This is a genomic window from Nocardia sp. CDC153, from assembly GCF_035818515.1.
Taxonomy (GTDB): Bacteria; Actinomycetota; Actinomycetes; order Mycobacteriales; family Mycobacteriaceae; genus Nocardia.
Window position 1 is genome coordinate 1,024,296 of the sequence record NZ_JAYKYU010000003.1, and the last position, 12,492, is coordinate 1,036,787.

At 67.4% G+C, this 12,492-nt stretch carries 10 protein-coding genes; 5 read left to right on the top strand and 5 right to left on the bottom strand.

Annotated elements, in window-relative coordinates:
* Nucleotides 1-163 precede the first annotated feature (163 nt).
* A complete protein-coding gene (locus VMT65_RS21380) occupies nt 164-1,789 on the top strand; it encodes a GMC family oxidoreductase (RefSeq protein WP_326310073.1) in 1,626 nt (541 codons plus the stop codon).
* Nucleotides 1,790-1,919: 130 nt separating this feature from the next.
* Here VMT65_RS21380 and VMT65_RS21385 read toward each other — a convergent pair whose 3' ends face one another.
* Complete coding sequence (locus VMT65_RS21385) at nt 1,920-3,521, bottom strand: PKD domain-containing protein (protein WP_326310074.1); 1,602 nt, start codon at nt 3,519-3,521, stop codon at nt 1,920-1,922.
* A 127-nt stretch (nt 3,522-3,648) separates the two neighbouring features.
* Between VMT65_RS21385 and VMT65_RS21390 the strand changes: the two genes are divergently transcribed.
* Nucleotides 3,649-4,803: an MFS transporter gene (locus tag VMT65_RS21390; protein WP_326310075.1), complete on the top strand. Its 1,155-nt coding sequence runs from the start codon at nt 3,649-3,651 to the stop codon at nt 4,801-4,803.
* A gap of 463 nt (nt 4,804-5,266) precedes the next feature.
* On the opposite strand, the gene VMT65_RS21395 is transcribed toward VMT65_RS21390, so the two are convergent.
* Entirely contained in the window at nt 5,267-5,869 is a 603-nt protein-coding gene (locus VMT65_RS21395) for a TetR/AcrR family transcriptional regulator (RefSeq protein ID WP_326310076.1), read from the bottom strand.
* A gap of 106 nt (nt 5,870-5,975) precedes the next feature.
* On the opposite strand from VMT65_RS21395, the gene VMT65_RS21400 reads away from it, so the two are divergent.
* Both VMT65_RS21400 and VMT65_RS21405 read left to right on the top strand, forming a co-directional pair.
* A complete protein-coding gene (locus tag VMT65_RS21400; protein ID WP_326310077.1) occupies nt 5,976-7,091 on the top strand; it encodes a hypothetical protein in 1,116 nt (371 codons plus the stop codon).
* 2 nt (nt 7,092-7,093) lie between these two features.
* Nucleotides 7,094-8,119: a phosphotransferase family protein gene (locus tag VMT65_RS21405; RefSeq protein ID WP_326310078.1), complete on the top strand. Its 1,026-nt coding sequence runs from the start codon at nt 7,094-7,096 to the stop codon at nt 8,117-8,119.
* A 4-nt stretch (nt 8,120-8,123) separates the two neighbouring features.
* Here VMT65_RS21405 and VMT65_RS21410 read toward each other — a convergent pair whose 3' ends face one another.
* Nucleotides 8,124-9,656: an MFS transporter gene (locus VMT65_RS21410; RefSeq protein WP_326310079.1), complete on the bottom strand. Its 1,533-nt coding sequence runs from the start codon at nt 9,654-9,656 to the stop codon at nt 8,124-8,126.
* Between the two features lie 156 nt (nt 9,657-9,812).
* On the opposite strand from VMT65_RS21410, the gene VMT65_RS21415 reads away from it, so the two are divergent.
* On the top strand, nt 9,813-10,556 hold the full coding sequence (locus VMT65_RS21415) for a TetR/AcrR family transcriptional regulator (RefSeq protein WP_326310080.1): 744 nt from the start codon (nt 9,813-9,815) through the stop codon (nt 10,554-10,556).
* An 18-nt stretch (nt 10,557-10,574) separates the two neighbouring features.
* Here the strand turns inward: VMT65_RS21415 and VMT65_RS21420 are convergent, their stop codons facing one another.
* Nucleotides 10,575-11,735, bottom strand: coding sequence for a low temperature requirement protein A (locus VMT65_RS21420; protein ID WP_326310081.1), 1,161 nt, complete (start codon nt 11,733-11,735; stop codon nt 10,575-10,577).
* Nucleotides 11,736-11,756: 21 nt separating this feature from the next.
* On the bottom strand, nt 11,757-12,482 hold the full coding sequence (locus VMT65_RS21425; RefSeq protein ID WP_326310082.1) for an SDR family oxidoreductase: 726 nt from the start codon (nt 12,480-12,482) through the stop codon (nt 11,757-11,759).
* Between the last annotated feature and the right edge of the window lie 10 nt (nt 12,483-12,492).

Consider the following 12,492-nt stretch of genomic DNA (forward strand, 5'->3'; position numbering starts at 1 on the left):
ACGAAATTGGAACGTGTTTCACACCGATTCAACCACGTCGACCTGCGCCAGGGCGGCGTTTCCGGCCAGTTGATCTTGCTACTGGACATTGCGTCCGGCGGGCCTAGATACTAGAACTTGTTCTACAGTGATGCCAGGCGCACTCGAAGATGAGGTAACTGATATGACCGCTTCCCCGGGCTCCACGAACGAGGCCGATTACGTCGTCGTAGGCGCGGGTAGCGCCGGTGCCGTCGTGGCGGGACGTCTCGCCGAGCGCGGCGCGCGGGTCATCCTGCTGGAGGCCGGACGCAAGGACAACACCCGCATGGTCACCATGCCGGGTGCGATCAGCATGGTGCACACCGTTCCCCAGCTGAAGAAGCGCGTGACGTGGAAGCAGTTCTCCATCCCGCAGAAGCACGCCAACGACCGTCGGATCCCGATGACCCGCGGCAAGGTGCTCGGCGGTTCCAGCTCCGTCAACGGCATGCTCTACGTGCGCGGCAACCGGGCCAACTTCGATTCCTGGGCCGCCGAGGGCAATACCGGCTGGAGCTACGAGGACGTGCTGCCCGCCTACAAGCGCCTGGAGAACTGGCAGGACGGCGACAACGACTACCGTGCCACCGGCGGACCCATCGAGGTCACCCGGCAGCAGGACCTCACCCCGATCGCCCAGGAGTTCATGACCGCCGCCGCCGACACCCTCGGCGCGCCGATCATCGAGGACTACAACGGCGAATCGCAGGAGGGCATCTCGATCTTCCAGCAGTCCGTGCGAAACGGCCTGCGCTACAGCTCCTCTCGCGGCTTCATCACCGATATGCCGAACGAGAACCTGACCGTGATCACACACGCGCACGTCACCCGCGTGGTGATCGAGAACGGGCGCGCCACCGGCGTCGAGATCGTGGAGCGCAACGGCACCCGCCGGGTCATTCGGGCGGGCAAGGAGGTCATCGTCTCCGGCGGTGTCATCGGCTCGCCGCAGATCCTCATGCTCTCGGGCATCGGCCCGGCCGCGCATCTGCGCGAACTCGGCATCGAGGTGGTGGCCGACCTGCCCGTCGGCCAGAACCTGCACGACCACCTGTTCGTCCCCATGACCTTCATCTCCAAGAAGGCCATCCACCGCGGCATTCCGACCCACTTCGCGAGCGGCATCCTGCAGGAGCTGCGCCGCCCGGGCAGCTCGTGGATGGGGCGCACGGTCTTCGAGGCGTGCGGCTTCGTGAAGACCAAGTTCGCCGAGGGCGACTACCCGGACATGCAGATCCACACCCTGCCGTGGAGCTACCCGATCCCCAACCAGGACGAGGACAAGCTGCACCTGGTCGACCGCCGCCCCGGCTTCACCATCTTCCCCAGCCTCATCTACCCGAAGAGCCGCGGTGAGATGAAGCTGGCCTCCGCCGATCCGTTCGCCTCGCCGCTGATCGACCCGGGCTACCTGAGCGACCCCCGCGACACCGAATTCCTCGTCGAGGGCATCCGGATGATCCGGGAGATCATGGCGCACAAGAGCATTGCGAGCGACTGGACCGAGGAGCTGGCCCCCGGGCCCGCGCTGATGGACGAGACCGCGCTGCGGCGCGAACTGCCCAACCGCGTGCACTCGATCTACCACCCGGTCGGCACCTGCCGCATGGGCGTGGACGAGCGGGCCGTGGTGGATCCGACGCTCAAGGTGCGCGGCATCGAGGGGCTGCGGGTGGCGGACGCGTCGATCATGCCGAGCATCACGGGCGGGAACACCAATGCGCCGAGCTACATGATCGGTGAGAAGGCCGCGGAGTTCATCGGATAACCAGAGACTGCGAGGAGTGCTGCTACTTCCCTGGTGGCTCCTCGCACGGTCATCGGACTTACGACCGCCGATGACCCGACAGCCCCGGGCCTTCTTCCTCTCGGCCCGGGGCTGTCGTATTGCTACCGGCTCAGTCGACCATGACCGGACGGTCGAGTTCGAACAGGGTGCGGTGGCCGGTCATGTCGGTGACCACCAGGCGCGGCAGGTTCGGGCCGCGGCCGTTGTAGGTGTGGGAGGTGGTGGCCTCGGTGGTGGTCTCGTGCGAGCCGTCGCCGAAGTACCAGTCGTATTGGCGGATCGCGCTGCCCGCCTTGGCCGCGTCGAAGGCGACCGGGGTGCCGGGGGTCGTGCTGTGCAGGGAGGCGGTGAAGCCGTCGCCGAGTTGTCCACCGCCGCCGAACCATTCGTTGACGCGCGGATTCAGCAGGAATGCCTCGGCGTATTTGCGCGCGCCGTCGGCGTCGGCCGCCGTCGCCGCGACCGGCACGGTCAGACACTGCGGCAGTCCGGGCTGGGCACAGGCCAATTGGCGCAGCGAGATCGCCTCGTCGCCGAGCGGGTTCATGGCCGGCCTGCGGTCCCCCGTCGGCACGGCGTCCTGGGTGAACAGGCCGTCCGCGGCGGCCGCGAAGGTCTCACCGGCGGCCGTGTTCGCGTCGGCCGCGGCCTGCCGGAACACCTCCGAGGACAGTCGCACGAATTCCGACCAGCGCTGGGTCAGGCCCTGCGGTACCCGGCCCGCGTCGTAGCCGTGAAAGTAATCGCCCACCAACACCTTCGGCGCGCCGGGCAGCTGATGGGCGACCTGCATGGCCTCGCGGATGCCGCGCCCGCCGTAGCCGAGTTTGGCGCCGCTGAAGTACGGGAGATCGGCGGCCGGATTCACCGCTTCCGCGCCCACGCCGCCGCATTCGCGACGCACCGCGGCGGCCAGATCCTGGGTGCCGGGGGTGACGCCGACGGGAATGCCGAAGAAGGGGTCCAGGTCGTTGAGGCAGCCGTCCATGAGGACCAGGTCGATCCGATAGCCGTTCGCGGCGGCCTCGGCCGCGGCCTGTTCGAGCTGGCAGAAGACATCGAGGGTGGCGTCATCGCCTTGGGGGCAGCCGTCGACGTGCTGGGCCGGGGAGTCGAGGGTCGCGCCGGAGGCGGTGTAGTCGTGCAGTTGCGCGGTGCGGCCGGTGCGGGTGCCCAGCGCCTGCGCGAACAGATCCGCGAAGGTGCGATCGCGATCCAGCCCCTGCCCCCACAGCACCGAGTCGCCGACCGAAATCACGTGCAGCGGACGGCATTCGGTGTTCACCCGGAAGTTCCACGGCTTGCCGTAGCCGCTCACCTCACCGCCGGGGACGCGGGCGCGGGCGTCCACGCGGAGCAGGCCGTCGGGGGGCAGCTCGTCGCGGCGGATGTCGAAGCCGACGGTCATCACATCGTTCTGCACCACCGCGATGCCGGTGCGAATCGGCTGGCCACCGCCCAGGATTCGCCATTCCACCTCGGCGTGGGCGGGCACGCCCGGTGGGAAGTAGACGGCGGTGGTGCCGTGCAGCGGGCCGTCACAGGGCCCGTCGTGCGGGGTGCTGACGTCGAGTATCAGGGGTAGGTCCGATAGTAGGGGGTCGGCCACGGCCGGTGCGCCGGCCTGGGTGATGGTTCCGGCCACCGCGAGCACACCCGTCAAGGTCGGCAGCAGCGCTGCGCGGCCTTGCCGGGATCGCCACAACTTCACATGCTCCTCCTGAGAGTTCCGCAATCTGACAGCAGACATGGTGCGGACCGGTCGGGACGGGATGGTGAGGCGCGCCGAGATGGCCGAATTTAGTCCGTTCTACCTGCATTTCTGTTAGACAAAGGGGATGAACGCGAGAAATCTGACACTCGCAACACTGGCCTTCGCCCTCACCTTCTGGGCGTGGAATCTAATTGGTCCGCTATCGAGCAGCTACACCAAGCAGCTGGGCCTCTCGCCGGGCCAGCAGTCACTGCTCGTGGCGACCCCGGTCCTGGTCGGGTCACTGGGACGCATTCCCATCGGCGTGCTCACCGACAAGTTCGGCGGGCGAGTCATGTTCACCGTCATCGCCTTCGTCTCGATCATCCCGGTGCTGCTGGTCGGCTGGTCGAATTCCTTTGTGGCACTGATCATCTGGGGATTCTTCCTGGGCATCCCGGGCACCTCGTTCGCGGTGGGCATCCCGTTCGTCAACTCCTGGTTCGAACCGGCCCGGCGCGGCTTCGCCACCGGCATGTTCGGCCTCGGCATGGGCGGTACGGCGCTCTCGGCGCTGTTCACCCCGCGCCTGGTCGACCACCTCGGCCGGGCCCAGACCCACGTGCTGATGGCCGTCGCACTGGCCGTGCTCGGCGCGATCATGTGGCTGTTCAGCCGCAACTCGCCACAGTGGAAACCGGCCACGGAACCCGCGCTGCCCCGGATCATGGACGCGTTGAAGCTCAAGGCCACCTGGCAGGGCTCGATCCTCTACGCGCTGGCCTTCGGCGGATTCGTGGCCTTCTCCACCTATCTGCCCACCGTGCTCAAGAACGTCTACGAGTTCTCCCAGTCCGAGGCCGGGCTGCGCACCGCGGGCTTCTCCATCGCGGGCGTGCTCGCGCGACCGCTGGGCGGCACGCTGTCGGACAAGCTGGGACCGATCAAGGTGTTGGTCATCTCGTTCGCGGGCGCGGCCGTGATGGCCATTGTGCTGGCTTTCCAACCGGCACCCGAGATTCCGGCCGGAGTCAGCCTGGTGCTCATGGCCTTCTTCCTCGGCCTCGGCACCGGCGGCGTGTTCGCCCTCATCGCCCGGCTGGTGGAACCCGCCCGGGTCGGCACGGTGACCGGTCTGGTCGGCGCGGCGGGCGGACTCGGCGGCTACTTCCCGCCCTTGGTCATGGGAGCGGTCTACAGCGCGACCGACGAATACACCATCGGCTACCTGCTGCTCGCCCTGACCGCGGTGGCCGTGCTGCTCTACACCCTGAGACTCGGTCGCGAGCTTCGCAATTGACCTTCTCGATCTCGAAAATAGCCATTTTCCAGGGCTTTTCATGAATACAAGATCTTGTTAAGGCCGCGCCAAGCGCGGCTGGGCATCGTTTGTGTCAACGCCGGAGCACACCGGCGGACCCGACGAGCCACCACCGGGGGTGGGGACGCTGGGGTCGACCCACCTACGAGGGGTGGCGGGTCGACCACAGCAAACCAACCAATCGGTTCTCGATGGGAGACCTGGCCTGCCGCGAAGGGGGTGGTAGGCCAGCGCCGAACCCGCTGTATTCATCCACGAGGGGTGTTGGATACAGCGGGTTCTTCGCGTCCAAGGCTAACGATCAGCGATCTTGTTCGTCCGATTTGTGGTCTCCGCCGCCCGGCGCACGGCATCATGGAAGGCAAGAGCGCCAAGAAGATTGGGATTGACGATGGAAACCGTGGTCGTCTTCGTACTGGCCTGCCTGATCTATTGGTGGGGCCTACTCTGACGTCGGAGTCTGCGCGACCGCGTACAGCGCGTCGGCGATCCGACGACTGAAGTGGTCGGCCTCCTCGGTGCCATGCGTGAGGGCGCGCATCAGGGTCGCACCGCGCAGGAATTCGAAGATGGCCTCGACATCGCAATCGGGGGCCGCCTGACCGGAATCGGCGGCGGAGGCGAGCAATTCCCGCAGCGCGGCAATGGTCGGACGCTCGCCGCCGTCGAGCAGGCGACGGTAGCTCTCCCGGTCGTCGTGATACTCCGAGAGCAGCCCGGGAATGGCCGAGCGGGCCGCGGGATGCGCGGCGGCATCGAGGAACAGGCGCGTCCAGGCCAGCAGATCGGCCCGTAGATCGCCGGTGCGCGGCGGATGGTTCGCGGTGTCCAGCGCGAAGACGGCATCCTCGACCAGCGCGCGCTTGCCGGGCCAACGGCGGTAGATCGAGGTGGTCACGACGCCCGCGCGCCGGGCCACCGCGGCAATGGTGGTGGCCTGGTAGCCGTCGCGGACCAGGAGTTCCTGAGCGGCCTTGAGCACCTGGGCGTCCAACTGTGGATCGCGGGGGCGGCCGGGGCCGGTGCGGGCGGCTGCTGCGGTCACCGATCCCCCTCTCTGACTGTGGGTCATGTCAATTTCTGAAACAGGTTACATGGTGGCCACATTTGAAATACGCTGCGCCTCGTATTCTAATTCAGGAGGCACCTTCATGCTGACGCCGCAGGACGAGCTGCTCGCCCACCAACTCCCCACCACCTTCGACCATGTGCAGCAGAGCGATCTGCGCTGGACCGAACGCGTCGTGCTCTACGGCTTCGACACCACCGGCGAGGTCAGCGTCATGACCGGCATGGCGCGCTACCCCAATCGCAATGTGCTCGACGCCTACGCCATGGTCACCATCGGCGGGAAGACCGCGCACGTGGTCCGGCTCTCGCGCGAGATCGGCGGGCGCTACGACGGCATCGCGGATTGGACCGTCGGGCCGTACCGGTACGAGGTCGTCGAACCGCTGCGCAAGGTGCGTGCCACCCTCGGCGACAATGAGCAAGGCGTACGGCTGGAGTTGGAGTTCGAAGGGCAGTTCCCCGCCTACGAACAGGAACCCGCGTTCTTCCGCAGCCGCGGGCGGGTCCGCGAGGATGCCCGGCGCTACTACCAGAACGGGCGCATTACCGGCTGGCTCGAAGTCGAGGGCAAACGCTTCGAAATCGACCCGGAGACTTGGTGGTTCGGCCGCGATCACTCGTGGGGGACCCGGCACGGCGGGGGTGGCGGCAGCCTCGGCGAGGGTGAGGGTCTACAGCCGAGCGAGATCCCGGACGGCGTCCTGTACTACATGGGCATCTTCCAATTCGAGGATGAGCTGGTGCATTTCGCGCAGCGCGAGACGGCCGACGGGCAGCGGTGGCATTTCGAAGGCACCGTGCTCGGGCCCATCGACTCGGGTCGGCCGCCGGTCCCGATCCTCACCACCGATCACGCGCTGACCTTCCGCGACGAGTTTCGGATCGTGAGTGGAGGCAGCTTTACCGTGCGGTCCGCCGATGGGCGGGAGCGCGAGTTCACCATTACGCCGGTCTCCGACTTCTGGCCCGGGATAGCGGGATACGACCACTACCGGGGTTATGCCTCGGGCCTGTGGAAGGGTCCGGACTGGAGCGACGGCTTCACCGCCGACCTCACCGACACCGCGGATCTGAAGCAGGTCAGCATGCTCAGTGAGACCTTCTGCCGGATCGAGACCGACGGCAAGGTCGGGTACGGGCTGGTCGAGATGGTGTTCATGGGCCGCAACGCGCGGTACGGGTACGCGGGGTACTGACAGTGAGTTACAGCCGAATTCCCGTCGAGCACCTGGCGACGGCACTGGAACCAGCGGTGCGCCAGCACCTTCCGGGATCAGGTGACGGGCGGGTGCGGAATCTGGTCCGGACCGAGCGCGGGTTCGCCACCGAGACCTATCTTTTCGAGGTCGAGGACGACTACGGATCGGTGCCGCTGGTGCTGCGACGGCCGCCGGATCTGTCGTTGTTTCCGGACTATGACCTGCTGCGACAGGTGTTGGTCATGCAACGGCTGGCCGAGACGCCGCTGCCGGTGCCGACGGTCGCCTGGCTCGAACGCGGCGACAATCCGCTCGGCAGTCCGTATTTCGTCATGAATCGGCTGGAAGGGCAAGCGCCGAGCGACTATCCGTCGTATCACACGGCCGGAAACTACTTCGAGGCCACGCCGGAGCAGCGGGCGCGCATGTGGTGGGGGTGCGTGGACACCATCGCCGATGTCGGCCAATTGGACTGGCGGGCCCTGCGATTGGATTTTCTCGCCTTTCCGCGATTCGGCGCGGGTGTCATCGAGCAGGGGGTGAATTATCTGGCGGCCGCGTTGGACTGGGCCTGCGAGGGGAATCCGCCGGACGTCTATCGGCGGGCCGTGGCGTACCTGCGGGAGAATCTGTACGAGCCGGAACGGGTATGTCTGTGCTGGGGTGACGCTCGTATGTCGAACATCCTGTACGACACGGACTTCCAGGTGCGCGGGGTGCTCGACTGGGAGATCGCGCATCTCGGTGCGCCCGAGTCGGATCTGGCCTGGATGCTGTTCCTGGATTGGGCGTGTAGCGAGTACGAGGGCCATCCCCCGCTGCCCGGCACGCCCTCGCGGGAGGAGACGATCGCCTACTACGAGAAGCGCACCGCCTCGGCGGTGCGCAATCTCGAGTATCAGGAGATCTTCTCGGCGGCGTTGTTGTCGATTCCGTTGCTGCGTATGACGCATCGGGTGCAGTTGCCGCCCGAGATGAACATCACCGGGTTCTGTACCGCGCGAATCGAACAGCTGCTCGGCTGATCGGTTATCCGACCTCGACCAGCTCGGGTTCGGTGGGCATCGCCTCGCCGGCCGCCGCCTTCGCGCCCTTCATCAGGAAGAAGGCAACCACCGTGGCCGCCAGCACGGCCGCGCCACCGGCCATGAAGGTGTTCGACATGGCGTGGGTGAAAGCGTCACGGGCAGAGCCGATCAGCTCGCTCCGGCCGCTCGCGAAGGCGCCGGCGATGCCCTCGCGGGCCGCGGCCGGAGCCGAAGCCGGCATGCGGTCGGTGTAGGTGCCGGCCAGCACCGCACCGAGCACCGCGACACCCAGTGCGCCACCGGTCTGCTGGATGGTGTCGTTCAGCGCCGAACCGACACCGGCCTGCTCCGGCGGAATCGCACCCATCAGCGCACCGATGGCGGCCGGCATCGCCAGACCCGCACCCGCACCGACCAGCGACATCGCCGCGGCGGGCAGCCAGAAGCCGGAGTCGGCGGTCAGTGCGGCCAGCGCGCCGAAACCACCGGCCAGCACGAGCATTCCGACCAGGGCGACCGGACGCACGCCCAGCTTCTGCACCAGACCGGCACCCATACCGTTGAACACCAGGGCGGTCAGCGCGAACGGGGTGAAGGCCAGCGCGGTCTTGATGGGCGAGTAGCCGAGCACGAACTGCAGGTACTGGGTCAGCACCAGGGTCAGGCCGGCATTGGCGAAGGTGGCCAGCACCAGCGAGAAGCTGGAACCGGTGAAGACACGGTTGCGGAACAGGTGCAGCGGAACCATCGGGTGCTCGGCCTTCAGTTCCCGAATCACGAAGGCCACCAGCACAACCGCAGCCAGGATCATGGTCGGCCAGGTGCCGTCGAGCCCCTTGCTCGGGAACTCGATGATGGACCACACCAGCGAAACCATCCCGACGATCGACAGTGCCATACCGGGCAGATCGATCGGGCGGGCCGGCCCCTTGGACTCCGGCATCAGGGCGAAGGCGGCGGCCACGGCCAGGGCCGCGATCGGCACGTTCAGCAGGAACACCGAGCCCCACCAGAAGTGGTTGAGCAGCACACCGCCCAGCACGGGACCGCCGACCATGCCCAACACCGACACACCGGTCCAGGCCGCGATCGCCTTGGGCCGCTCCTGCTCGTCGAACACATTGATCAGAATCGACAGCGTGCTCGGCATGATGAGCGCGCCGCCGATGCCCATGATCACGCGACCCGAGATCAGCATGCCCGCGCTGGTCGCGTAGGCGGCGATCAGTGAAGCCGCGCCGAAGAGCACCAGGCCGAGCACCATGACCAAGCGACGGCCGAAGCGATCGGACAGGCTGCCGGTGGTGAGCAGCAGGCCCGCGAAGACCAGGATGTAGGAGTCGATCACCCACTGCAGGGCCTGGGACCCGGCGTGCAGGTCGATCGCGATCTGCGGCAGGGCGACGGTGAGGACCATGTTGTCGATCACCAGCACCAGCGTGGACAGGCAGAGTACGACGAGAATCAGCCAGCGCTTCGGGTTGCGCTCGGCCGCAGGCGATGTCGACGCCTCGGCCAGGTCTTTCGTAGTCATTTCGGTTCCCCTTCGAGAAGCTCGGCCGCACACTGTGCGGCGTTGTCGAACACTGTACGGTCTCCGTACAGTGTTCGCAATAGAGAACAGTGTACTGCTGAACGCACAGTGTTCTAGCTGGGGTTATGCTGTTCCACGGACGAAGGAGGAAGAGCCATGGCGGCCAAGACGCAAGAGTTCTCATCGGTGTGGACCCGCCCGGAAAGGCCACGGCGGGAACAGCCCGCGCTGAGCCGGGAACAGATCGTGGCCGAGGCGCTCGCCCTGCTCGACACCGAGGGTTACGACGCGCTCAGCATGCGCAAGCTCGGCACCCGCCTCAATGCCGGTGCCACCTCGCTGTACACGCACGTCACCAACAAGGACGAGATCCTCGAGCTGGCCATCGATGAGGCATTCCGCGACGTCCGGACACCCGACTCCGACGCGCCGGAGAACTGGCGCGACGAGATGGTCCGACTGGGCAGCGCGGTGCGCGCGGCCATCCTGTCGCACCCGTGGATCAGTATCGCCATGACCGGAGCCGGATTGGCCTACCTCGGGCCCAATCTCCTGCGCATCTCGAACGCCCTGCTCGGGCTGCTCGCAGCGGCGGGCTTCGACGACCGGGCGGCGGATCGCGGCGCAAACGTGTTCTGGTCCTACGTCCTTGGTGCCACCAGCGGCGAAACCGCCATGCTCACCACCATCGCCCGCAGTGGCATGGACGAGAAGGAGTGGTTCGCCCAGTTCATGGCGACGGCCGAGCAGGCGACACAGCCCTATCCGCACATCGCCAGGCGCTATGACGTGTACCGGAGCCTCGACCCCACGCAGTCGCGGGAAGATTTCTTCGAGGACGAGCTCCGGCTCATCGTGGACGGGCTGGAGCCGCGACGCATCGGTGGTACCGGGAAATAGCCTGCGGCAGACCTCGATTCAGCCCAGCTGGGCCAGTCTCCGGCGCTGGGCCGGAGTCTCCACGATCACCGAGCCGATGACCAGCGCGGCCAGCACCGTGAGCAACCCGGCCACCGGGACGTGCGTCGCGATCGGCAGCAGCGCCGCCGCCAATACCGCGGTGACCAGCCGAATCACCACCACGCTCTCGCGAAGCCCGGTGAAGGCGGCCCGGACCAGGGATACCGAGACCAGATAGACGATTACGCCACCGACGATGCAATCCGCGGCGGTGGCGTTGAGATGCGAGCCGCCTCCGGTCACCGCCATACCCATCGACGCGCCCGTCGAAGCCAACGCGAGCAACATGGGTAGGTGCCCGAAGGTGAAGACGTGCAAGAGTTTTCCGGTCCGCGCCAGCTCGGTGTGTGAGCCCGGACGGATGCCGCTGCCGTTGAAGTATGACCACCACAGGCCCACGGTGAGCGCGAAGGCCGCCGCCGCGGTCACCGCCGCCCAGCCCGCGGTTCGCGCGGTCGCCAGGCCGTTGGTGAAGCCCAGCACGGATTCGCCGAGGATCACAATGGTGAACAGCCCGAACCGTTCTCGCAGGTGGTCGGTCTCCTGCTCGACCCGTGCGAGGCGGCGGTTCACCACCAGCGGGAGCGCCAACTCCATGGCCATGGCAATGGCCCACGCGGTGTAGCGCAAGACCGGGGATTCGAAGGCCAGACCGCCGAGCCAGACGACGGCGCTCGCGGCCGAACCCGTTGTGAACGACCGGAATACGGGACGCAGGGTCGGATTGCTGCGGGAGTCCCAGCCGTACAGCGCCGCGACGCCCGCCCGCGCGCCGAGGTAGGCGATCACGAATCCCGCGTCCACGGCGCGACTTTGGCCCACCGCGCCCGCGAAGACCGCCATGCCGACGATTCCGGCCAGACCGCAGCTGGTCAGCACCCGGTGCGCCGCGGTGTCCCGATCGGCCCGATTGGCGTGCACCGCGTAGAGCACCCACGCCCACCACAGCGGCACGAACAGTCCGGCCGCCGCGGCCACCGAGCCGACATCCGGATGGGACCCGACCCGGTGGGTGATCTGACCGACCGCCGCGGCGAACACCAGATCGCTGAAACACTCGAACCAGGTGGCCCGGCGCGGCGCGGTGGATTCCACTGGGACGGCGGAGCTTTCGTGCATGCCGCCCAAACTACTGCCTGGTCAGCGCCCCGTCGCCAGGCTGGTGCCGCCATTGGCGTCCAGCACCACGCCGGTGATGAAGCCATTGGTGGCCAGCATGTGGATGGCGCGGGCGATGTCCTCCGGGCGACCGACGCGACCCACCGGGGTGGTGGCGACCAGGCCGTCGAAGAGGGTGCGGCGCTGCTCCTCGGGAACCCGATCCCACCACGGGGTGTCGATGACGCCCGGGGAGACGGCATTGACGCGCAGCGGGGCCAGTTCCACCGCCAGCGGCGGGACCATGGCGTCGAGCGCGCCATTGATGGCGGCCAGGCCCGCGGTGCCCGGGAAGGCCGAGCGGGACGAGCCCGCGGTGACCAAGGTGACCGAGCCCTCCCGATTCAGGTGGCCGAGTGCGGCTTTCAGGATGCGCACCTGCGGCCAGAACTTGCCGTCGAAGCCCGCGGCCAGTTGATCCAGGTCGAGCTCGGCGAACGGTCCGCTGCCCGCCGAGCCGCTGACCGAGATGACCAGGTGGTCGATGGTCCCGGACTGGGCGAAGAAGGCGTCGATATCGGCCTGGCTGGTGGCGTCGAGCGCGAAACCCGTGGTCTTGCCGCCGATTCGAGCGATGGCCGCGTCCAGCTTGTCGCGGCTGCGGCCGGTGATGACGACCTCGGCGCCGTCGCCGGCGAAGGCGGCGGCGGTGGCCTCGCCGATGCCGGAGCTGCCACCCATGACGACGACGCGCGGTGTTGTGGTCATTGTCGAAAAC

What these genes read in the sequence shown, in the direction of transcription:
- VMT65_RS21415 (WP_326310080.1), top strand. Translation starts at nt 9,813, where the DNA reads ATGGCGGCCAAGACGCAAGAGTTCTCATCGGTGTGGACCCGCCCGGAA.
- VMT65_RS21425 (WP_326310082.1), bottom strand. Translation starts at nt 12,482, where the DNA reads ATGACCACAACACCGCGCGTCGTCGTCATGGGTGGCAGCTCCGGCATC.
- VMT65_RS21410 (WP_326310079.1), bottom strand. Translation starts at nt 9,656, where the DNA reads ATGACTACGAAAGACCTGGCCGAGGCGTCGACATCGCCTGCGGCCGAG.
- VMT65_RS21390 (WP_326310075.1), top strand. Translation starts at nt 3,649, where the DNA reads ATGAACGCGAGAAATCTGACACTCGCAACACTGGCCTTCGCCCTCACC.
- VMT65_RS21420 (WP_326310081.1), bottom strand. Translation starts at nt 11,735, where the DNA reads ATGCACGAAAGCTCCGCCGTCCCAGTGGAATCCACCGCGCCGCGCCGG.
- VMT65_RS21380 (WP_326310073.1), top strand. Translation starts at nt 164, where the DNA reads ATGACCGCTTCCCCGGGCTCCACGAACGAGGCCGATTACGTCGTCGTA.
- VMT65_RS21400 (WP_326310077.1), top strand. Translation starts at nt 5,976, where the DNA reads ATGCTGACGCCGCAGGACGAGCTGCTCGCCCACCAACTCCCCACCACC.